Origin of the sequence: Streptomyces hokutonensis, assembly GCF_000376565.1 — a bacterium.
Lineage (GTDB): Bacteria > Actinomycetota > Actinomycetes > Streptomycetales > Streptomycetaceae > Streptomyces > Streptomyces hokutonensis.
In genome coordinates this window covers 111,775-132,048 of the sequence record NZ_BARG01000047.1, presented here as the reverse complement: position 1 = coordinate 132,048, position 20,274 = coordinate 111,775, and the positions used below count along the sequence as shown (strand labels likewise).

Genomic DNA, 20,274 nt, shown 5'->3' with positions numbered 1-20,274 from the left:
CTGACACTCAGACCGACGCGCTGTCCCCGGGCGCCAGCCGCAGGTGCTCCGCGCCCCCGAGCGCGCCGATCTGATGGTCGTAGATCGGGCGGGCGAGGTCGGTGAGCAGGGCGTCGTGGATGTCGTAGGCGCGCTGCGGCTTGACCTCGCGGACGTAGTCGATGACCTCGGAGATCTTGCTCCAGGGGGCCATGACCGGGAGCATCAGGGTCTCGACGGGGTGCTCGGGGACGGTGAGGGCGTCGCCGGGGTGGAAGACACGGCCGGCGTCGATGAGGTAACCGACGTTGGTGATGCGCGGGATGTCGGGGTGGATCACGGCGTGCAGTTCGCCGTGCACCTGGACGTCGAAGCCCGCCGCCGTGAAGGTGTCGCCGTGGCCGACGGTGTGCACGCGGCCCGGGAAGGCGGCGGAGAGCTGGTCCGCGACCGACTTCAGGGTCCAGATCTCGGCGGCCGGGTTGGCCTCCAGGCCGGCCCGCAGGCGGTCCTCGTTGAAGTGGTCGAGGTGCTCGTGCGTGACCAGGATCGCGTCCGCGCCGACCGCGGCGTCCTCCTCGGTGAAGGTGCCGGGGTCGATGACGAGCGTCCGGCCGTCCTTCTCCAGACGGATGCAGGCGTGCGACTTCTTGGTGAGCGTGGTGAGCGTCATGGGTCCATCCTGCCGCTGCCCGGCTCCGTGCGGGCAGCCGAGACTGGTGCTTTCGGTACCGGGCTGAAGATCACTCCGTGGGGGTCGTCTCCTCGCGGATGACCTGCTGGGCGACCTTGAAGGCGCTGTTCGCCGCGGGCACTCCGCAGTACACGGCCGCCTGCAGCAGCACCTCCTTGATCTCGACCGGGGTGAGGCCGTTGCGCAGCGCCGCCCGGGTGTGGAAGGCCAGTTCGTCCAGGTGACCGCCCGCGACCAGCGCGGTGAGCGTGACACAGCTGCGCGAACGCCGGTCGAGGCCGGGCCGGTCCCAGATCTCGCCCCACGCGTAGCGCGTGATGAACTCCTGGAAGTCCCCGGAGAACTCGTCCGCCTGTGCCAGCGCCCGGTCCACATGCGCGTCGCCGAGCACCTCCCGGCGGACCTTGATCCCGGCGTCGTAGGGATCCGGACGGCCCATGACCTGTGGCGGTGCGGGAGGCGGCGGCGCGATCTCGGCGATGGGCGCGACCTGCTGCGGCGCGGCGAGGACCGGCCTGACCGGGGGCGCCACGATGGCCATCTGCCCGGTGGACTGGTCGTAGGGCGGCTGCCAGGCGGTGGAGAAGTGCCGGACCAGGAGGTCGGTGACGGCGGCGGGCTGCTCGACCGGGACCAGGTGCGAGGCACCGGGTACGACCGCGAGGCGGGCGTCCGGGATGCCGGCGACCAGGGTGCGGGCCTCGGCAGGCCCTGTGACCTGGTCGTCCGAGCCGACCAGGACGAGGGTCGGCACACCGATACGGGCGAGTTCGGACCGTACGTCGAACGCGGCGAGCGCCTCGCACGCGGCGATGTAGCAGCCGGGGTCGGTGGTGCGCACCATCTGTACGGCCCACTCGGTGATCGCGGGCTGTGTGGCGGCGAAACCGCCGGTGAACCAGCGCTCGGGCGAGGTGCGGGCGATGGGGTCGAGCCCGTTGGTGCGCACGATCACCCCGCGCTGGCGGAACTCGTCCGCCGTGCCGAAGCGGGGCGAGGCGGCGATCAGCGCCAGCGAGGCCACCCGCTCCGGGTGGCGAAGGACCAGTTCGAGACCGACCGCGCCGCCGAGCGCGCAGCCCGCGTAGCCGAAGCGCTGCACGCCGAGCGCGTCGAGGGTGGCGAGCAGCCGGTCGGCCAGGTCGGAGACCGCGCCGGCCGGATGCGCGGGCGAGCCGCCGTGGCCCGGCAGGTCGAACCGGAAGACCCGCCACTGCTTCGCCAGCTCGGGCACCTGGCGGTCGAACATGTGCCACGTCGTCCCGAGCGAGGGGCCCAGGATGAGAACCGGGGCGTCCTCGGGGCCGTCGAAGCGGTACTGGAGGGCGGGGCTGTTGTTCATGTCGCTCACCGCTCCAACGTAACCGCCGTTTCTTACGGCCCGGCTGTGGGGCCCCCGGTCTCCGCACCCGGCTCCCACACTTCGGTGGGGACCCTCACATCGCCTTCACCGGACGTCGGGCGGGGCGTGGGCGGTGGGTGAGCTGCGGCTCAGAGGTCACCGGGGGCGCCCAGGCCCGTGAGCGCGCCGACCGGGTCGAGGTCGGGGGTGCCTCTGGGCCACCAGTCGTCGTGGCCCGGTTCGGACTCGTAGGCGTACCACAACCCGTCGCGGCCCAGGCGGAGTTGGACATGGCCGTGGGGGTGGGTGAGGTGGTTGTGCCAGGGCCTGAAAGCCGGGAGGTCGGCGGCGAGGAGCAGCGGGCGGGCCCGGTCGAAGCGGCCGGCCGGCGGATCCCAGGGCTCCTCCAGCACCGCGAGCCCCTCGATGCCGCCCTGCCGCCAGGCGGCGACCGCGCGCGCCAGGTCGCCCGGGGTGCGTCCGGTGGCCTTGGCGAGGGAGGCGTAGAGGGAGCGGGTGGTGGCGGTCAGCCCCGAACCCGGGCGGGCGGCGGCGAGCCGTACCGCGTCCTGCCACAGGGTCAGCTCCCCGACCGGATCGCGACCGGTGCTGAGCAGCGCGTGCGCTCGGGCGGCGGCGTCGGTCGCCAGCTGGTCGAGGGCGAAGGGGTCCGGGCCGCCGGGTGACGCCGGGTACACGGGAGGCTGCTCGGGGTGCGGGGGTGTGGGCAACGGGGGTGGGAGCGGCGGGAGTCGGCGTTCCGTCGCCAGGGCGTCCGTGGCCCGCACGCCGGGGAGCGGGGCCGGTTCCTGGTCCTGGGCGGCGCGGGCGGCCCGGGTCGCGTTGCGGCGGGACAACGCGTCGAGCAGCGGGCGTTCGCCCCGGCCGCGCAGCAGGAGCAGCACGAAGGGGTCGGCGTCGAGGAGGCGCGCGGTCTGATAGCAGAGGGCGGCGGCGTGCTTGCAGGGGTGTCCGACGTCAGGGCAACTGCAGTGCGGGTCCAGATCACCGGGCCCCGGCAGCAACGGAACCCCGCACTCGGCAAGGGACTTGGGCATCTCCTTGTCGAGCAGTGCGGCGATGTGCCCGGGCCGCTCGGCGGCGGCATCCAGGAACCGGTCCCAGTCGCCGTCGTCGAGCGTCCGCAACCGCACCTGTACGCGGTACGGGCGGGGGCGGCTGCCCTGCACATACGCGAGCACCAGCCCAGGCGTCACGGTGATCGCGTCGACGTGGCCCTTCTCGGCGTAACCCCGCCCGCGCGCAAGCCGCTTGGCGTCCAGCGCGCCTTCCTCCAACGCGGTGACCCAGGCGTTGCCCCACCAGGTCTCGGCGAAGCCGGCATCGTCTGAGGGCCTGGGCGGGAACGCGGGGAAGGTGCGGCGGAGGTCGCCGTCGCGGGTGGGGGCGGCCATGGAGGCGGGGGTTGTGGGGATGGGAGTTGTCGAGACGGGGTTGGGGGTTGCGGCCGTGGCTCGGAGCTCGGTGTGGTCCTGCGTCCGTTCGTTCCAACTCGCTTGGTCTTCGGGGGCGTTGTCGGTGGGCGGCACCGTGGCGGGGTCGTCGTCCTCAGGCATCCGGAAAGCGCCGGCGAGCATGTCCCGTACGGCGCGCGCTCGGTTGGCGTCGACAGCGCCGGGCACTTGGGCACGGGTTCGTGCGGTGCCGGTCGTGGTGGTGCGGGTGCTGGAGGGGGCGGATGTCCGGCGGGATGATCGGGGCGCGGGCTCAACCCCCTTGCTCCCTACGTCAGTCCGGGCCTGCTGACTCTCCCGCCGGGCAGCTCGCAGTGCCTCGCGGGCGAGGTCGGCGGGACGGGCGGACGGCTGATCGGGGGCGCGGTCGCCGAGGGCGGGAGCGGAGGCAGGAGGCGCCAGGGGGTCACCCGGCTGCTCCACGGGGTGGGGAGCCTCCGGTTCGGCACGGGTGTCCTCGGAGGCGGCGGCCGGTGCGGTTGCCTCGCGTCGGACCGGCAGGGCGGCGCGCAGCGCGGCGCGGGCTGCGTCACCGGGGCGTGGGGCGGGCGGTGCGGGATCGGCGGCCGGGGGTGCGGTGACCGTCGTGTCCTCGGCCCCGGTCACCACGGGAGCGGGGGACGCCGACGCCTCGGGATCGTTGGGCCCGGGCGCGCGGGACACCGACTCCCCAGAACCGGCCGACACAGGCGCACGCGACACCGACACCTCGGAACCAGACGACACAGACGCGCGGGACACCAACTCCCCGGGCTCGGCCGACACAGGCGCACGGAACACCGACGCCTCGGAACCAGACGACACAGACGCGCGCGACACCGGCTTCCCAGCACCGGTCGCCCGGGGCGCGCGGGACACCGACCCCTCAGAACCGGCCGGCACAGGCGTGTTGACCACCGGGTCCCCAGGAACCGCCGCATGCCCCGCGGACTTCTCCGCCCCCCGCTCACGCCGCTCACGCGCCGCCCGAAGTGCCTGTCGTGCCAGGTCGGCGGGGCGCGCGGTCGGCTGCTCGGGCTCTTCGCTCTCGCCCGGCGCGGGCCGCGTCGGCCCCGACTCGCTTTCGCCCACCGCGAGTTCTACGTCGCGTTCCGCTTCGCCCGTGCCCTGCGCACTCCCCTCCACTCCCGTCACGACTCCCTCCGCAACCGCACCAGGTCCGACAGCTCCCGGTCCGTCAGTTCGGTCAGGGACGACTCGCCGGAGCCGAGGATCGCGTCGGCCAACGCCCGCTTGGATTCAAGCATTTCGGCGATGCGGTCCTCGACCGTGCCCTCGGTGATGAGGCGGTGGACCTGGACCGGCTGGGTCTGGCCGATGCGGTACGCGCGGTCCGTGGCCTGTTCCTCGACCGCCGGGTTCCACCAGCGGTCGAAGTGGACGACGTGGCCCGCGCGGGTGAGGTTCAGGCCGGTGCCCGCGGCCTTCAGGGACAGGACCAGGACCGGGGTCGCGCCGTCCTGGAAGCGGTCCACCATGCGCTCCCGCTCCGGTACCGGTGTGCCGCCGTGGAGCAGCTCGACCGGGACCGCGCGGGCGGACAGATGGGCGGTGATCAGGCGGGCCATGCCGACGTACTGCGTGAAGACGATCGCGGAACCGTCCTCCGACAGCAGCGTGTCCAACAGCTCGTCCAGCAGGGCGAGTTTGCCGGAGCGGGCGGCGAGGCGGTCACCGCCCGCCTGTGCCGCCGTGTGCTCCTCCTTGAGGTACAGCGCCGGGTGGTCGCAGATCTGTTTGAGCGAGGTGAGGAGCTTGAGGACCAGGCCCCGGCGCGCGATGCCCTCGGTCGTCTCGATCGCCAGCATCGATTCGCGCACCACCGCCTCGTAGAGCGAGGCCTGTTCGCGGGTGAGCGGGACCGGGTGGTCGGTCTCCGTCTTGGGCGGCAGCTCGGGGACGATGCCGGGGTCGGACTTCTTGCGGCGCAGGAGGAACGGGCGGACCAGGCGGGCGAGTCGGGTCACCGCCTCCTCGTCCTCGCCGTTCTCCACCGCGCGCGCGTGCCGGGCACGGAAGGACTTCAGGGGGCCGAGGAGTCCGGGGGTCGTCCAGTCGAGCAGGGCCCAGAGCTCGGAGAGGTTGTTCTCGACCGGGGTGCCGGTCAGGGCCACGCGCGCGGGCGACGGGATCGTGCGCAGGGCCTTCGCGGTCGCCGAGTACGGGTTCTTGACGTGCTGTGCCTCGTCCGCGACGACCATGCCCCACGGCTGCTGGGCGAGCGTTGCCGCCGCCGAGCGCATCGTGCCGTACGTCGTGAGGACGAAGCCGCCGGTCAGGTCCTCCAGGGTGCGGTCCGCGCCGTGGAAGCGGCGGACGGGGACTCCGGGGGCGAAGCGGGTGATCTCCCGCTGCCAGTTGCCGAGGAGGGAGGCGGGGCAGATCACGAGGGTGGGGGCGCGGTGTGCGCGGCGCAGGTGGAGGGCGATGAGGGTGATGGTCTTGCCGAGGCCCATGTCGTCGGCGAGGCAGCCGCCGAGGCCGAGGGAGGTCATCAGGTCGAGCCAGGCCAGGCCCCGGAGTTGGTAGTCCCGGAGGGTGGCCTGGAGGCCGGCCGGTGGTTCGGCCGGCTGGATGCCCGCCGTCAGGCGGTCGCGCAGGACGGCCAGCGCGCCGACCGGGACGGCCTCCACCTGTTCGCCGTCCACCTCCGCCGTGCCCGTGAGCGCGGCGGACAGCGCGTCGACCGGGTCGAGCAGGCCGAGTTCGCGTTTGCGGGCCTTGCGGACGAGGGCCGGGTCGACGAGGACCCACTGGTCCCGCAGTCGTACGACCGGGCGGTGGGCCTCGGCGAGGGTGTCCATCTCGGCCTCGGTGAGCGGGTCGCCGCCGAGCGCCAACTGCCAGCGGAACTGGAGGAGTTCCTCGCTCTCGAAGAAGCCCGTGCCGTCGGTCGCCGAGCCCGGTGCGGACCGGACCACGGCGGACACCGTCAGGTCCTGCGCCAGGTCCCGGGGCCAGTGGACGGCGACCCCGGCCGCCGCGAGCCGGGTGGCCGCCATGCCGAGCAGATCGCCCAACTCCTCCTCGGAGAGGGCGAGTACGTCGGGCACGTCCTGCTCGGTGAGGCGGTCCAGCGGGGGCCAGACGCGGGCGGCCCGGCGTACGGCCAACGCGGCGTCCACGCGCGCGCGGGGGCCGAAGGCGCTGTCCGCCGTGCCCGCCCACAGGGCCGCCGCGTCGACCACGAGGGTGGGGTCGGCGAGGCTGTGCACCTGGACGATCGCCGCGCCCGCGCTGCGCACCCGGCCGCCGTCGTCGAACAGGTCGTAGGCCGAGAGGTCCAGGCGGAGCGAGATCCGCACGCCCGCGTCCATGCCGGCGGCGACCTCGGCGGCCCAGTCCTGGGCGTCGCGCAGGCGCTGCGGCGGGCGGGCCGCGAAGGGCATCCCGGAGGTGTACGGCGCGGCCGGGGTGCGGGGCAGAGTGTCCGCGACGGCGTCCAGGAAGGACCGCATCAGCGCTTCCGGCTCGGGCAGCCGGAGCGGGCCCGGGCCGGGCAGCGGGACGGCGTGCCCCTCGTACGGGAGGGCCGCCGCGACCGCGCGGACGTGTGCGATGTCCTCGGGCTCCAGGGGGCCGGCCCGCCAGGCGTCGTGGCCGGTCGCGGTGAGGCCGGGGAGCAGTCGGCCGCGGGCGGCGAGCCGCAGTGCGTGCAGGGCGGCGGCGCCCCAGCAGGCGGTGGCGGGATGGGCCGTGGGGTCGCGACGGGCGCGCACGAGGAGGGGCAGCGCGGCTTCGATCGGCAGGGTGAACGCGGGGGCGGACCTGCGGCGGACCGCTGCGCCCTGTCGTCGCACGACCGTCAACTCGGTCTGTTCCACGCCCTCTTCGGCCTCGGGGAGGGCGCGCTCGCCGTCGGGGTCCCAGAAGGCGACGCGGCCCTCGCGGGGGACGACGGGGGACGGCAGGAAGACCGCGGCCAGCCGTACGGAGATCTGCTCCATGAGTGCCGTGTCCGTCATACGTCCTGTCACCTCCCGCCCGTCAGTCGTGTCAGCTGTCTTCGACTCTACGGGCGGGGTCTGACAATCGGCCCCGGCGACCGGCCGGGGCGCCCCGCTAGGGAACGGTGCGGGAGACGACGTAGACCATGGGGAGGGCCGGATCGGACAGGTTCACCACGACGTCCTGGGTGGGGGCCGGGTCCTTCTGCTTGTTGACCACGCCCCACCAGGGGCCGGGGCGGGTGAACTTCCAGCCGGTGATCTTCTGGTCGCGGTCGCTGATGGTGATGTCGTTCTTCTTCAGCGTGTCCCGGTCGACCCCTATGCCCGCGAGGAAGGTGTCGAGGCCCGCCTCGGAGGTCTGGAACTGGACGTAGAGGCGGCTGGTCTTCCAGTTGTTGGTCTCGTAGAAGGCGACTTCCTCCGCCGGGTGCGGGACCGGTACCTGGTAGAGGCGGCGCTGGACCTTGGAGGGCCAGCCCACGGTGAGGCCGGTCGCCGAGTACTTGGCCTCCTTGTCCTTGCCGCTGTTGCGGCTCTGGTTCGCGGAGATCGCCAGATAGACGGCCGGTACGCCGATGAGCAGCACGATGATGAGCAGGGTGAGCGCTCGGCGGCGGGCCTTGTGGCGGGGGTCCTCGGGTGGCCGGGGCGGCTCGTCCCGGGAAGTGGTCTGGCGGGGCAGCGATGCGATCATGCGGTGTCCTGGGTGCCGCGCCGGGACTCGGCGAACCGCTCGTAGCGCTCGTACCGCTCGACCCGGCGGCGCTTGGCGCGGCGGAAGCGGCGGGCGACCAGGCGGGCGAGGTCGGCGGCGCCGACCATGCCGGCCTCGGGGCCGAGCTGGGCGCGCACTATGCGGGCCTCGGGGCGGTAGCCGCGGCCGGTGAGCTGCCGCTTGAAGGCGTCCCGCGCGGGGCCGATCAGCAGGTCGTCGGCGGCCGAGACACCGCCGCCGATCACGAAGCAGGAGGGGTCGAGGGCGGCGGCGAGGTTGGCGATGCCCACGCCGAGCCACTGGCCGATGTCCTGGAGCAGCTCGATGCACATCGCGTCGCCCTCGCGGGCCAGCTCGGTGATCATCGGCCCGGTGATCTCGCCGATGTTGCCCTTGACGTGCTCGATGATCCCGTACGCCACCGGGGAGTCCGCAGCGGCCAGTTCCCGCGCTTCTCTGACCAGCGCGTTGCCGGAGCTGTACTGCTCCCAGCAGCCGCGGTTGCCGCACGCGCAGCGGTGGCCGCCGGGCACGACCTGCATATGGCCGAACTCGCCGGCGACGCCCCACTTGCCGCGCTTGACCTGGCCGTCCTCCAGGATCGCGCCGCCGATGCCCGTGCCGAGCGTGATCATGACGAGGTGGTCCTCGCCTCGGCCGGCGCCGAAGCGCCACTCGGCCCAGGCGGCGGTGTTGGCGTCGTTGTCCACCAGGACGGGCACGGAGAGCCTGCTCGTGATGCGGTCCCTGAGGGGCTCGTTCCGCCACGACAGGTGGGGCGCGAACAGGACGCGGTTGCGCTCGGCGTCGACCCAGCCGGCCGCGCCGATGCCGACCGCGTGCACGTCGTGCCGGTCGGACAGGTCCAGGACCAGTTCGACGATGGTGTCCTCGACGACCTTGGGGCTCTTGGACTTGTCCGGGGTCTCCGTGCGGAGCTTCTCCAGGATGTTGCCGTCGGCGTCCACGACGCCCGCCATGACCTTGGTGCCGCCGATGTCGATACCGACCGTGGGCACGCGGGGGGCCGTCAGGTGCGACCTGCGCTCGCGCGTGCCGACAGTTCGGAGCGCCGGGGCGCGGCGGGAGCCTATGGGGGCGCTGAAATTGCCGTAGGTGCTCATCAAGGCCCGATTCTGCCTCACCGTGACCGTAGGTGCTGTGCGGGGGCATATAGGGGGTGCGGATCGTTGTCTTGTGCGGGTGCGTCGTGGCCGGTCGCGCCCCGCGGCGGAGCCGCAAATCGACACAGCCCCGCGCCTGAAGGGGCGCTACAGCGGGCGCCAGTCAAACTCGCACTGTCCGGACATTACGACAAACAACACGGGTGAAACCGTGGCACTCAAGGACGTACCAGTAGCTGGAACTCGAACGAATAGCGCGTCGGCCGATAGGTGTGGCTGCCGAATTCGACCGCTCTGCCCGTGTCGTCGAATGTGGTGCGCTGCATGGTGAGGAGTGGGGCGCCCTCCGTCTCGGCCAGCCGTTCCGCCTCCTCGGCCGTCGCGCCGCGGGCGCCGATGGACTGGCGGGCGCTGTGCAGGGTGATTCCGGCGGTGCGCATCATCCGGTAGAGGCCGGTGGCCTCCAGTTGCGCGGTGTCGAGGTTGAGCAGGCCGAGGGGGAGGTGGTTGGAGAGGTACGCCATCGGCTCGCCGTGGGCCAGGCGCAACCGGTCGATGCGGTGTACGTCGCTGCCCTCGGCGACGCCGAGTGCCGCCGCCACCTCGGCGGACGCCGGGACGACGCTGTTGACGAGGACCTTCGTGGCGGGGCGCTGTCCGGCCGCCTCCAGGTCGTCGAAGAGGCTGCTGAGTTCGAGCGGTCGCTTGACCTGGCTGTGCACGACCTGGGTGCCGACGCCCCGGCGGCGCACCAGGAGGCCCTTGTCGACGAGGGACTGGATGGCCTGGCGGACCGTGGGCCGGGACAGGCCGAGCCGGGCCGCCAGCTCGATCTCGTTGCCCAGCAGGCTGCCCGGGGTCAGCGAGCCGTGCTCGATCGCGGCCTCCAGCTGTTGGGACAGCTGGAAGTACAGCGGCACCGGGCTGCTCCGGTCCACGCTGAGCTCGAGCGGCACTGTCGGGTCCACATCTGGTTTCGGCACGGGCCGAGCGTAGCTCTGTGAATGGTTGACGGGAAGTGATGTAGTTCGATTGTCCGGACATACGCATTGACAGCGTGCCTGGTCGGCCCTCAGTTTGTTCCCATGCGCATCGGAGTCATCGGTACGGGCCGCATCGGGACCATCCATGCCAGGACGCTCAGCCGTCATCGTGAGGTCGGTTCGCTGATCCTCACCGACGTGGACCCGGTACGGGCCCAGGAGCTGGCGAACCGGCTGGGGGAAACGGCGGCACCGAGCACGGAGGAGATCTTCAAGTGGGGCGTGGACGCCGTGGTGATCACTACGGCGACGTCGGCGCACGCCGAATTAATCGGCAGGGCGGCACGCTCGGGGCTCCCGGTGTTCTGCGAGAAGCCCATAGCCCTCGATCTGCCCGGTTCGCTGGCGGCGATCGCCGAGGTCGAGACGGCGGGAACGATCCTTCAGATGGGGTTCCAGCGCCGGTTCGACACGGGTTACACGGGTGCCCGGGAGGCGGTGCGCTCGGGGCGGCTGGGACGGCTGCACACGGTCCGGGCGATGACCTCCGACCAGGCCCCGCCGCCGGCCGCCTATCTGCCGATCTCCGGCGGGCTGTACCGGGACACACTGATCCACGACTTCGACATGCTGCGCTGGGTGACCGGTCGCGAGGTGGTCGACGTGTTCGCGGCCGGTTCGGACGCCGGGCCGGCGATGTTCCGCGAGGCCGGTGACATCGACACGGCCGCCGCCGTCCTCACGCTGGACGACGGCACCCTGGCCACGGTGACGGCGACCCGGCTGAACGGGGCGGGCTACGACGTCCGGATGGAGCTGGCCGGGGAGCTGGACCAGATCGTGGTCGGCCTGGACGACCGCACCCCGATCGCGTCCACCGAGCCGTCCGGGCCGCCGGCCGCGACCAAGCCGTGGACCGGCTTCCTGGAGCGCTTCGGGCCCGCCTACGAGGCCGAGCTGATCGCCTTCGTCGAGGTCGTGGTCGGTCAGCGCACCAATCCGTGCGACGGGCGCGAGGCCCTCCAGGCGCTGCGGATCGCCGAGGCGTGCGAGGTGTCCCGGCGCGAGCGAAGACCGGTCAGGCTCGGTGAGATCGCGGGCGGCTACGCCCTCAGTTGAGCAGTCGTATCGCAGGGGTCGCCGCGTCCGTGGCGGCCCCGAAGTCGCAGTGGGGGCAACGCAGTTCGCGCGGCCGTCCCTGGTTGGTCTGGATGCTGTACGTGGCCGCCTCCTTCGCCTCGGGGCAGTAGGAGCGCAGGTGCAACCGCACCCAGGGGTGGCTGGTCGGGGCCATGGCGGGCCTGCTGTTCCTGGTGTCCTCGAAGGGCGCCCACCAGAAGTCGACCAGGGCCCGCAGGGCCAGCCGCCCGGGACCCGACGTCGTGTCGTACGCGGCGATCCGGCCGGCCGTGCGGTGGCGCTGGAGGCCGCTGCGGCTGCCGGAGCACAGGGCCCGCTCGGCACCGCACTCGAACACCTGCGTGCGGCCGGTCCGCTCGCAGACGAAGCAGTCGACGCTGAACTCGAGCTGTGAACTCCAGTGCAGATGGTGCCCGTTGTCCCCGGCGAGGGGCCCGGTCAGTTCGGCGGTGATCTCCGCGGTGCGCAGCATCTACGGCCCCTCTCAGGACGTACGGACCGACAGGACCGTGCCCTGGGCCACCGCGCAGAGCGTCTCCGTGCCGTCGTCGGCGACCGCGAGGACGTCGCAGCGGACCACGGCCTGGCGGCGGCCGGCCTGGACGACCTCGGCCCGGGCGCGCAAGGTGGCGCCGGTGGCCGGACGGACGTACTGGATGGTGAGGCCGCCGGTGAGGACCGCCGGACCGAGGACCGTGCCGCCCGCGAAGGTGAGCGCGTTGTCGGCGGCGTAGGAGAGGACTCCGCCGTGCACGAAGCCGTTCTGCTGGTGGAGGTCCTCCCTGATGTCGATCTCCAGCGTGGCGCCGCCGTCCCCGAAGGCACTCAGCCGGGCGCCGATCAGCCTGCTGAAGGGCTGGCTCTCCAGCGCCTTGCGGGCCATGGCCAGGTCGAACTCCACGAGTGCGGTCACGAGAGGGGGCCTCCTGGGGCTTCCACTACGGCTTTCGTCACACCTTGGACGGCTGCTACGGCCGTCCGGTGCGGCCGTTCTACCAGCGCACCGGCAGGCTGCGCATCCCGCGCATCAGCATGCCCGGGAGCCAGTCGCCGGGCGGGCCGTCCAGGGCGAGGCCGGGGGCACGCTCCAGCAGCGTCCGTATCGCCGTGCGTGCTTCGAGGCGGGCCAGCGGGGCGCCCAGGCAGTAGTGGATGCCGTGGCCGAAGGCGAGGTGACCTCGGGTTTCGCGGCGGATGTCGAAGCGGTCCGGGGCAGGGAAGCGGGCCGCGTCGCGGTCGGCGGCGGTCAGGCCGACCATGACCGCGTCGCCCTTCGCGACGTGGGTGCCGGCGATGTCCAGGGATTCCGCGGCGAAGCGGAACGTGCCGTTCTCCACCGGGCCCTCGTAGCGCAGCATCTCCTCGATCGCGCCGTCGAGGAGGGTCATGTCGGCGCGCAGGGCGACGAGTTGGTCCGGGTGCGTGAGCAGGGCGTGGACGCCGCTGGTGAGGAGGTTGACGGTGGTCTCGTGGCCGGCGATGAGCAGGATGAAGGCCATGCCCCGCAGTTCCTGCGGGGAGAGCCGGTCGCCGTCCTCGGCGGTGGTGCGGATCAGGTCGCTGAGCAGGTCGCCGCTCGGGCCGGCGCAGCGCTTGTCCTCGATCAGGTCGCCGAGGTACTCGGCGAGCCGCACGAACGCGTCGTACTCACTGCCCGAACTGGTGGGCGCCACCGCCTCCGTGGACAGCTTGCGGAACTCCGCGCGGTCCATGTCGGGCACGCCGAGCAGCTCGCAGATCACGGTGATGGGCAGCGGGTAGGAGAGCGACTCGACGAGGTCCGCGCGGCCCGACGGCAGCATCGCGTCGAGGAGTTCGTCGGTGATCTGCTGGACGCGCGGGCGCAGTTCCTCGACGCGGCGCATGGTGAAGGAGCGGGCGATGAGCCCGCGCAGGCGGGTGTGCTGCGGCGGGTCGGCGGTCAGCAGGTACTTGCCGATCAGCTCCTCGTCGAGGAACGTCACCCCGACCTTGGCGCCGTCCTTGGCCAGCCGGGGGTCGGCGAGCGCCGCGCGCGCCTCCTCGTACCCCACGATCAGCCAGGTCACGTGGTGCTCGTCCGGCTCCGGCAGGCGCACGAGGTGCACCGGCCCGCGCTCGCGCAGCCGGGCGTACACCGGATGCGGGTTCCTTCGGAACTCCGCGCCGAACTCCCCCAAGTCGATCAGCTTGGTCATGTGCTGCCCCCTCCGGACGATCCCCCGAGATCTCCCAGTGCAGTGGGAACGCGCGGCGGCAGCGGCTAGTGCCCGGCGTCGCCGTCCTCTTCGAGGAGGCCCGCGTCGTACGCCAACAGGGCGATCTGCACACGGTTGTTGAGGTCGAGCTTGGCCAGGACGCGGGAGACGTGGGTCTTGACGGTGGCGACGCTCATGAAGAGGCCGGCGGCGATCTCGGCGTTGGCGAGGCCCTGTCCGACGGCGACGGCGACCTCGCGTTCGCGGTCTCCCAGGACGGCGAGGCGGGCACGCGCGCGTGCGCGACGGGTGTCGGTGCCGGCGCCCGTGCCTGCCGCGTGCTCCATCAGCTGGCGGGTGACCGCGGGCGACAGGACGGGGTCGCCGGCCGCGACCCGGCGGACCGCGTCGAGGATCTCGGCGGGCGGGGTGTCCTTGAGGACGAAGCCGGCGGCTCCTGCGCGCAGGGCCCGCAGCACCTGTTCGTCGGCGTGGAAGGTGGTGAGGACCACGATCTGGGGCGCGTCGCCGCCGGCGCGCAGCCGCTCGGTGGCGGTCAGTCCGTCCACCGAGGGCATGCGGATGTCCATCAGGACGACGTCCGGGTGGACGCGGTCGACGAGTTCCTCGACCTCGCTGCCGTCGGCGGCCTCGCCGACGATCTCGATGTCGGCGGCGCCGCCCAGCATGAGGGACAGTCCGGCCCGCACCAGCGGGTCGTCGTCGACGAGGAGCAGTCTGATCGCAGTCATGGGGCTACGTAACCACGGCCCCGCGGGCAGAAGCCGGGTCACCCCCAGGGCAGCCAGGCCCGGACCCGGAATCCGCCGCCCTTCTCCGGGCCGTGTTCGAGCCGTCCCCCCGCCAGTGTCGCCCGCTCGGTCAGGCCGATCAGGCCCTGGCCCGAGCCGGGGACGTGCGGGACCGTCCCCTCCGGGGGCGGGTTGTGCACGGCGACCTCCAGGCCGTCGCCCGGAGTGCCGCCGACGGTCACGGTGACCTCGGTGCCGGGGGCGTGTTTGCGGGCGTTGGTGAGGCCCTCCTGGGCGATGCGGTAGGCGGTGCGGCCCACGGAGGCGGGCACCGCCGCGGGGTCGGTGACCCGGTTGACGAGGGTGACCTTCATGCCGGCCTCGCGGGACTCGGTGACCAGTGCGTCCAGGGCGCCGAGCGTGGGCTGCGGGCGGCCCGTGTCGTCGGGCTCGCCGGCGCGCAGGACGCCGATGATCTCGCGCAGGTCCTGGAGTGCCTCGTGGGCGCTCTCCCGGATGACGCCGGCCGCCCGCGCGACCTCCTCGCGGGGCGCGTCCGGCCGGAACTCCAGCGCTCCGGCGTGCACGCTGAGCAGGGTCAGCCGGTGGGCGAGCACGTCGTGCATCTCGCGGGCGATGGCCTCCCGGGCGAGCCGCTGGGCCTGCTCTGCGCGGAGCTCCGCCTCGGTCTCGGCGCGCCGGGCGCGGTCGCGCAGGCTGAGCATGAGCTGTCGCTTGGAGCGGACGAACATGCCCCAGCCGATGACGGTGAGGGTGAACAGTTCGGTGAACGCGACCGCTCCGGCGTACGGCAGGTCGGGGTCGGGGCGCAGCCAGAAGAAGATCGGGGTCAGGGCGAGCTGGACGCCGCCGATCCAGGCCACGTACCGGAAGGGGCGGTGCACGGCGAGGGTGAACAGGGCGACCAGACCGGCGCCGCCCGCCGTGGTCGAGACGAGGCCGACGGGGATCATCGCGATCGCCAGCCCGACCGGCCAGCGGCGGCGCAGCCACACCGAGAAGCAGGCCAGGACTCCGATCAGTTGGTCCACGACGGCCAGGGCGTGCGAGGTCGAGGTGTCGTCCCTGAGGCTCTGCGCGGCGATCAGCGCGATGATCACGGCCAGCAGGAAGCAGGAGGTGTCGACGACCCAGTCGCGTGCGGTACGGCGGGGCCGTCCCCGCCGTTCGACGTCGGGGTCGAGTTCGTCTGCCACGGCGGACGGCAGCAGCCAGCGGCGCCCCGCGAACGCCGGCGGTACCTGCGCGGTCCTGTCATCGGTCACGGTCGACAAATCTACGCACGGCCAGGGCCGGTCACCCCTCCCCGACGGGGATCGTCGACCAAAGTCGCGGCATCACAGACTTTCGGCGGACACGCCTCGCCCCGCGACCCACGGAGGTGTTCCCTGTCCGTGCGGGGACCGCGTGGAGACGGCGCGCGCCAAGTTAACTTCCCGAAAACTCATCGGACTTGACGGGAAAATCTCTGCGGTTGTCATTGACATGCCACTATCTACGCGCGTCATCATGAGCGCATGAGATTCCCCCCACGAATCACCGGCATCGGCGCGGCAGCCGCCGTCCTGTCCACTCTCCTCATCGGCGGCACCGTCGCCACCGCGACCCCGGCGGCCGCCGCGGTCGGCAGCATCTGCTACAGCGACCTGCCTTCGCAGGCGTACGACACGCTCGACCTGATCGCGACGAACGGGCCCTTCCCGTACTCGCAGGACGGCGTCGTCTTCCGCAACCAGGAGGGCGTCCTCCCCAGCCAGGCGTCCGGCTACTACCACGAGTACACGGTCAAGACTCCCGGCTCGTCCACGCGCGGAGCGCGGCGGATCGTCACCGGGAAGAAGACCCAGGAGGACTACTACACCTCGGACCACTACGTGACCTTCGACCTGATCAACTTCGGCTGCTGAGCCGATCCGTCAGGTCCGTTCCGTAGTCACCCGGGCGTCCGGATCCCACCGGCTGCACCATCGCTCACCCCTCGCCCCGCGGCTCCCCCCACGATCATGGGCCGCGGGGCGAGGCACGTCCTCAGGTCTCCCGCTCCGGTGCGTACGCCTCCGCGGCCAGGCCGAAGGTCCAGGACACTCCCGCTCTGGCCGTGCGCGTCGACGGAGGGACCCGCAGCCAGTACGTGCGGTGGGTACCGTCGGGCTCCGGTGTGGAGTTGAGGACCTCCACCATGACCACGGGCTCGTCGTCGGCCAGGTCGATCCGCCACAGCGTGCCCGTCTCGTCCCGGTGCAGGGGGCGGGCGCCCGAATCGGCCAGGTACCGGTCGTAGCCGTAGTACTCGAGCATCACGCGGCGCAGCTCGGCGTTCTCCTCGGCCCGGACGCGTTCGGGGGTCAGCGCGGGCAGTTCGGCCAGGAAGGCGGCCGGGACCGGCATGCCGCGCCAGGCGTGCAGGGCGAAGCCGTCCGGGTACGCGAGCGCCGGGCCGTCCCCGTGGTCCAGTCGTCCCGCCTCGTCGCGGTGGAGGGCCGAGGGGCGTTCCGACACCACCGCGACCCGCGCGAACGGCCACCACCAGCCGGCGCCTCGGCACACCGTGGACAGCGCGTCGATCGGGCCGTCGGCGGCGGGGAACGCCGCGAGCCACGGCGCGTCGTGCTGCCCGAGCACCGCGTCCAGGAGGAGCAGCCGGATCTCCGCGGCCTCCTTGCCGGTGTCGCTCCCGGCCAGGTCCTCGATCACGCCCGTACGGATCCGGTCCACCAGGGCCTGCGTCGACGGCCACAGCCGTCCGCCGGTCGCCGCCCAGTGCGCGGACCATCCGGCGGGCCCCAACTCGGCGTGCAGCAGCCGTCTCGCGGCCGCCCACGGCGCGCTGCGCACCGCGTCCCGTACGCTCGGGCCCCGGTCCGTCAGCTCCCGGAGGAGCGCGACCGCCGCGCGCGGTGAACCCGCCCAGACCACGCTCTCCGGTTCCGCGAGGCCTGCCAGCCGGTAGGCCCGCCGGACGCCCTCCTCGGCGCTCGCCCGGTCAGCGGGGCCGGTCGCCGAGGCCCACGCCCGCCACTGCGCGAGGTCGGCGGAGGGGCCGAACGGCGTTCCCCCATGGTCGAGTTGGGCCCCCTCGACGTCCTGCTCCACGATCGCCGTCATACTCCCCGCTCCCCCGCCCGGCTTCCGGTCCATCGCCCCGTCCACTCCCACGTCCGTCCCGCCCACGTGCCCCTCCTCCACACCTTGCCCGGCGCTTTCGTAGCGCCGGTGCGTCCCGGTCCCTCAGTCGGCCACGATCCGTACGGAACCGGGCACGTACTCCCGCTGTCTGACGACCCGGAACCACCCCTTGGGCAGCGTGATCGCCGCGTGCTCCTCGTGCACCACCCGGCCGCCCTGGGGCAGATGCAGCAGCAACGGGCCGTAGGGACCCGGCTCGCGCACCAACTCCCCCGGCCCGACGACCGCGTGGGCGTGGCCGGTCACCTCCCCCAGCGCCAGCACGAGCCGTCCGCGTCCGTCGCGCCGCTCGCGCGGGGCGTGCGCCGCGTGGGCGGGCACCGCCTCCTGCGCGACCGGCACGATCAGCACGTCTCCCTGTCGGTACATGGCTGTCCCCTCACCGCCGGGTGCTTCGCGCACCGGCCTCATGACCACGACGTTAGGCGGCACCACTGACAACGCCCGTGCCGCGCCCCGCCGATGGGCACTGTCAGTGCCGGTTGGTAGAAATGCGCATCACACACCACGCACTCTTCTTCTCAGGAGCGGCCGCATGACCATCGGTGAGCACCTCGACGCGCTGTACCGGCTGCCGTCGTTCACCTTTCCGGGGCCGGACGCCCCGGCCGACCGCCTGCCCGAGCCGGACTCGGTCGCCTGGCGCCTCGGCGGCAACGTGTACGACAACGACGAGGCGTGGACCGACGCGTTCGCCCGCTTCCGCGCGGCCGTCGACACGACCCGGGTGCGGGCCCTGATCATCGGTGGCTGGGAGGACGCCTACGACACCGCGCCCACGCCGATCGTCGAGGCGCTCGTGGCGGCCCGGGACGTCTTCCCCGCGCTGCGCGCGCTGTTCCTCGGCGATCTGGTGATGGAGGAGTGCGAGATCTCCTGGATCCACCAGTCCGACGTCAGCCCGCTGCTCAACGCGTACCCGGCGCTCGAGGAGTTCGGTGTGCGCGGCGGGACCGGCCTGGAATTCACCGCGCTGCGGCACGACGCGCTGCGCCGGCTGGTGGCGGAGACGGGCGGACTGCCCGTCGAGGTGGTGCGCGGCATCGGCGCCAGTGACCTGCCCGCGCTGGAGCACCTGGACCTGTGGCTCGGCACGCCGGACTACGGCGGTGACAGCGAGGCCGCCGATCTGGAGCCGATCCTGTCCGGTGCCCGGCTGCCGCGCCTGCGTCATCTGGCCCTGCGCAACAGCGAGATGCAGGACGCGGTGGCCGCCGCGGTCGCCGCCGCCCCGGTGGTGGAGCGCCTTGAGGTGCTGGACCTGTCGATGGGCGTGCTGACCGACGAGGGCGCGGTCGCGCTGCTGAGCGGGCAGCCGCTGACGCATCTCAAGAAGCTGGACCTGCACCACAACTACCTCAGCGAGGGCGTCGCGGAGCGGGTACGGGAGACGCTGGTGGCTGCGGGCGTGGAGGTCGACCTGGACCGTGACGACGCCGACGAGGACACGGAGGACGACGGCACGGTCTGGCGCTACGTCGCCGTCGGGGAGTGACCGCGTCCGCCGCGACGGGGCCGGCCGCCTTCACATCGTCCACCACGGCCGGTCCGGCCGTCGTCACGTCGCCGGCCCGCGCCGGCCTCCGGTTCGCGGTGGTCGGCAATCCCGAGAACCGCAGGGTGTCCCTCTTCGCGGAGGCCGTGCGCGCGGCCGGGCTGCCCGCGCCCCGTGTCGTCGCCTGGACGGACGTCCTGCGCGCGGGGGGCGCGGACTTCGCCGCCGACGAGTTCGTCCGGGTCGACTCCCCCGGTGAGAACCCCGAGGTCGACCGGCTGCTGCGGGGTGCCACGGAGCCGACCCGGGTGGAGGGTTCGGCCCGCTGGTACGCGCGGTTCACCGCCGCGCTGCGCACGCTGCGCGGCGGTGTCCCCCTCGCCGACCCGGACGACCTGGCGGTGCTGTTCGACAAGCGGACGTGTCACGCCGTACTGGACGCGGCCGGCGTGCCCGTCCCGGAGTCCCCGACATCGGGTCCGCTCGGCGCGCGCGTGCGCGGCTGGGACGACGTGCGGGCGCTGATGCGCGAGCACCGGATGCCCCGGCTGTTCGTCAAGCCCGCGCACGGCTCGTCCGCGTCGGGTGTCCTCGCGGTCGAGACGGCGGGCGGCGGCCGGATCAGGGCGACCACGTCCGTCGAGACCGGTCAGGACGGCGCACTGCACAACTCCCTCCGGGTACGGCGGTATCACGACGAGCGGGACGTCGCCCGCATCGTGGACGCGCTGGCGCCGGACGGGCTGCATCTCGAACGCTGGGTGCCGAAGGCCTCCCAGGCGGGCCGGGCCGCGGATCTCCGGGTGGTCGTCGTGGCCGGCCGGGCCACCCACGCGGTGGTGCGCACCAGTCGCGGGCCGCTGACCAATCTGCATCTGGGCGGCAGCCGCGGCGACCTCGACGGCGTCCGGCGGGCCGTCACCGCCGCGGGCGCCCGGTGGTCCGACCTCCTGGACGTGTGCGAGCGCGCCGCGTCCTGCTTCCCGCGCACGCTGTGCGTCGGCGTCGACCTGCTGCCGGCCGTGGACTGGCGGCGCGCCTTCGTCGGCGAGGTCAACGCCTTCGGCGACCTGCTGCCCCGCCTCACCGGCCTGCCCGGCAGCGGCGCGGAGGGTCTGGACACCTACGGCGCGCAGGTGGCGGCGGTCCTGCGCGCGCCGGCCGACAGGGCCTGTCCGGCAGATCAGGTCGCAGGAAAGTGAGAGCGCCTGATCAGCGCCGGCGAACCACGACAACGCCGC

18 protein-coding genes are annotated in these 20,274 nt (G+C 73.0%); 4 read left to right on the top strand and 14 right to left on the bottom strand.

Features of this window, described 5'->3' with window-relative positions; translation table 11 throughout:
* Nucleotides 1-7 precede the first annotated feature (7 nt).
* The 7 genes from SSP08S_RS29390 to SSP08S_RS29360 form a co-directional block, all read right to left on the bottom strand.
* Nucleotides 8-652, bottom strand: coding sequence for an MBL fold metallo-hydrolase (locus tag SSP08S_RS29390; RefSeq protein WP_019071230.1), 645 nt, complete (start codon nucleotides 650-652; stop codon nucleotides 8-10).
* 70 nt (nucleotides 653-722) lie between these two features.
* A complete protein-coding gene (pcaDC, locus tag SSP08S_RS29385) occupies nucleotides 723-2,015 on the bottom strand; it encodes a bifunctional 3-oxoadipate enol-lactonase/4-carboxymuconolactone decarboxylase PcaDC (RefSeq protein ID WP_019071229.1) in 1,293 nt (430 codons plus the stop codon).
* 149 nt (nucleotides 2,016-2,164) lie between these two features.
* On the bottom strand, nucleotides 2,165-4,153 hold the full coding sequence (locus SSP08S_RS56150; RefSeq protein ID WP_174479419.1) for an SWIM zinc finger family protein: 1,989 nt from the start codon (nucleotides 4,151-4,153) through the stop codon (nucleotides 2,165-2,167).
* Nucleotides 4,154-4,620: 467 nt separating this feature from the next.
* Complete coding sequence (locus SSP08S_RS29375) at nucleotides 4,621-7,455, bottom strand: SCO1167/SCO6262 family helicase (RefSeq protein ID WP_019071227.1); 2,835 nt, start codon at nucleotides 7,453-7,455, stop codon at nucleotides 4,621-4,623.
* A 97-nt stretch (nucleotides 7,456-7,552) separates the two neighbouring features.
* On the bottom strand, nucleotides 7,553-8,134 hold the full coding sequence (locus SSP08S_RS29370; RefSeq protein WP_019071226.1) for a hypothetical protein: 582 nt from the start codon (nucleotides 8,132-8,134) through the stop codon (nucleotides 7,553-7,555).
* Nucleotides 8,131-9,279, bottom strand: a complete 1,149-nt coding sequence (locus SSP08S_RS29365; protein WP_026178929.1) for an ROK family glucokinase — start codon at nucleotides 9,277-9,279, stop codon at nucleotides 8,131-8,133. Before SSP08S_RS29365 ends, SSP08S_RS29370 begins: the two co-directional genes overlap by 4 nt.
* Nucleotides 9,280-9,497: 218 nt before the next feature.
* The gene (locus tag SSP08S_RS29360; RefSeq protein WP_019071224.1) at nucleotides 9,498-10,235 is read right to left on the bottom strand and encodes a GntR family transcriptional regulator; all 738 of its coding nucleotides are present in this window, start codon (nucleotides 10,233-10,235) and stop codon (nucleotides 9,498-9,500) included.
* Nucleotides 10,236-10,364: 129 nt separating this feature from the next.
* Between SSP08S_RS29360 and SSP08S_RS29355 the strand changes: the two genes are divergently transcribed.
* On the top strand, nucleotides 10,365-11,381 hold the full coding sequence (locus SSP08S_RS29355) for a Gfo/Idh/MocA family protein (protein ID WP_019071223.1): 1,017 nt from the start codon (nucleotides 10,365-10,367) through the stop codon (nucleotides 11,379-11,381).
* Here SSP08S_RS29355 and SSP08S_RS29350 read toward each other — a convergent pair.
* The 5 genes from SSP08S_RS29350 to SSP08S_RS29330 all read right to left on the bottom strand — a co-directional run bounded on the left by SSP08S_RS29350 (nucleotide 11,374) and on the right by SSP08S_RS29330 (nucleotide 15,626).
* Nucleotides 11,374-11,874 carry a hypothetical protein gene (locus SSP08S_RS29350; RefSeq protein WP_019071222.1) on the bottom strand — a complete coding sequence of 167 codons (501 nt, stop codon included), beginning with the start codon at nucleotides 11,872-11,874 and terminating at the stop codon, nucleotides 11,374-11,376. The two genes, SSP08S_RS29355 and SSP08S_RS29350, sit on opposite strands and share 8 nt — an antisense overlap.
* Before the next feature lie 12 nt (nucleotides 11,875-11,886).
* Nucleotides 11,887-12,285: a PaaI family thioesterase gene (locus tag SSP08S_RS29345; RefSeq protein ID WP_051106007.1), complete on the bottom strand. Its 399-nt coding sequence runs from the start codon at nucleotides 12,283-12,285 to the stop codon at nucleotides 11,887-11,889.
* A gap of 109 nt (nucleotides 12,286-12,394) precedes the next feature.
* On the bottom strand, nucleotides 12,395-13,579 hold the full coding sequence (locus tag SSP08S_RS29340) for a cytochrome P450 family protein (protein ID WP_019071220.1): 1,185 nt from the start codon (nucleotides 13,577-13,579) through the stop codon (nucleotides 12,395-12,397).
* A 65-nt stretch (nucleotides 13,580-13,644) separates the two neighbouring features.
* Nucleotides 13,645-14,331 (bottom strand): response regulator, encoded by a 687-nt coding sequence (locus SSP08S_RS29335; RefSeq protein ID WP_019071219.1) that lies wholly within the window; start codon nucleotides 14,329-14,331, stop codon nucleotides 13,645-13,647.
* Between the two features lie 38 nt (nucleotides 14,332-14,369).
* Nucleotides 14,370-15,626 (bottom strand): sensor histidine kinase, encoded by a 1,257-nt coding sequence (locus tag SSP08S_RS29330; RefSeq protein WP_019071218.1) that lies wholly within the window; start codon nucleotides 15,624-15,626, stop codon nucleotides 14,370-14,372.
* Nucleotides 15,627-15,869: 243 nt separating this feature from the next.
* On the opposite strand from SSP08S_RS29330, the gene SSP08S_RS29325 reads away from it, so the two are divergent.
* Entirely contained in the window at nucleotides 15,870-16,259 is a 390-nt protein-coding gene (locus SSP08S_RS29325) for a ribonuclease (RefSeq protein WP_019071217.1), read from the top strand.
* 121 nt (nucleotides 16,260-16,380) lie between these two features.
* Here SSP08S_RS29325 and SSP08S_RS29320 read toward each other — a convergent pair whose 3' ends face one another.
* Nucleotides 16,381-17,457, bottom strand: coding sequence for a DUF6745 domain-containing protein (locus SSP08S_RS29320; RefSeq protein ID WP_019071216.1), 1,077 nt, complete (start codon nucleotides 17,455-17,457; stop codon nucleotides 16,381-16,383).
* 123 nt (nucleotides 17,458-17,580) lie between these two features.
* The gene (locus SSP08S_RS29315) at nucleotides 17,581-17,907 is read right to left on the bottom strand and encodes a DUF8820 family protein (RefSeq protein ID WP_019071215.1); all 327 of its coding nucleotides are present in this window, start codon (nucleotides 17,905-17,907) and stop codon (nucleotides 17,581-17,583) included.
* Nucleotides 17,908-18,073: 166 nt separating this feature from the next.
* On the opposite strand from SSP08S_RS29315, the gene SSP08S_RS29310 reads away from it, so the two are divergent.
* Together SSP08S_RS29310 and SSP08S_RS29305 are read left to right on the top strand one after the other, a co-directional pair.
* Complete coding sequence (locus SSP08S_RS29310) at nucleotides 18,074-19,033, top strand: STM4015 family protein (protein WP_019071214.1); 960 nt, start codon at nucleotides 18,074-18,076, stop codon at nucleotides 19,031-19,033.
* Complete coding sequence (locus tag SSP08S_RS29305) at nucleotides 19,030-20,235, top strand: STM4014 family protein (protein ID WP_019071213.1); 1,206 nt, start codon at nucleotides 19,030-19,032, stop codon at nucleotides 20,233-20,235. Before SSP08S_RS29310 ends, SSP08S_RS29305 begins: the two co-directional genes overlap by 4 nt.
* Nucleotides 20,236-20,274 lie beyond the last annotated feature (39 nt).

Coding starts and splice junctions, on each gene's coding strand:
- SSP08S_RS29390 (WP_019071230.1), bottom strand. CDS start 652: ATGACGCTCACCACGCTCACCAAGAAGTCGCACGCCTGCATCCGTCTG.
- SSP08S_RS29335 (WP_019071219.1), bottom strand. CDS start 14,331: ATGACTGCGATCAGACTGCTCCTCGTCGACGACGACCCGCTGGTGCGG.
- SSP08S_RS29365 (WP_026178929.1), bottom strand. CDS start 9,279: ATGAGCACCTACGGCAATTTCAGCGCCCCCATAGGCTCCCGCCGCGCC.
- SSP08S_RS29325 (WP_019071217.1), top strand. CDS start 15,870: ATGAGATTCCCCCCACGAATCACCGGCATCGGCGCGGCAGCCGCCGTC.
- SSP08S_RS29320 (WP_019071216.1), bottom strand. CDS start 17,457: ATGACGGCGATCGTGGAGCAGGACGTCGAGGGGGCCCAACTCGACCAT.
- SSP08S_RS29340 (WP_019071220.1), bottom strand. CDS start 13,579: ATGACCAAGCTGATCGACTTGGGGGAGTTCGGCGCGGAGTTCCGAAGG.
- SSP08S_RS29315 (WP_019071215.1), bottom strand. CDS start 17,907: ATGTACCGACAGGGAGACGTGCTGATCGTGCCGGTCGCGCAGGAGGCG.
- SSP08S_RS29375 (WP_019071227.1), bottom strand. CDS start 7,455: ATGACGGACACGGCACTCATGGAGCAGATCTCCGTACGGCTGGCCGCG.
- SSP08S_RS29370 (WP_019071226.1), bottom strand. CDS start 8,134: ATGATCGCATCGCTGCCCCGCCAGACCACTTCCCGGGACGAGCCGCCC.
- pcaDC (WP_019071229.1), bottom strand. CDS start 2,015: ATGAACAACAGCCCCGCCCTCCAGTACCGCTTCGACGGCCCCGAGGAC.
- SSP08S_RS29355 (WP_019071223.1), top strand. CDS start 10,365: ATGCGCATCGGAGTCATCGGTACGGGCCGCATCGGGACCATCCATGCC.
- SSP08S_RS29345 (WP_051106007.1), bottom strand. CDS start 12,285: ATGGCCCGCAAGGCGCTGGAGAGCCAGCCCTTCAGCAGGCTGATCGGC.
- SSP08S_RS29350 (WP_019071222.1), bottom strand. CDS start 11,874: ATGCTGCGCACCGCGGAGATCACCGCCGAACTGACCGGGCCCCTCGCC.
- SSP08S_RS29310 (WP_019071214.1), top strand. CDS start 18,074: ATGACCATCGGTGAGCACCTCGACGCGCTGTACCGGCTGCCGTCGTTC.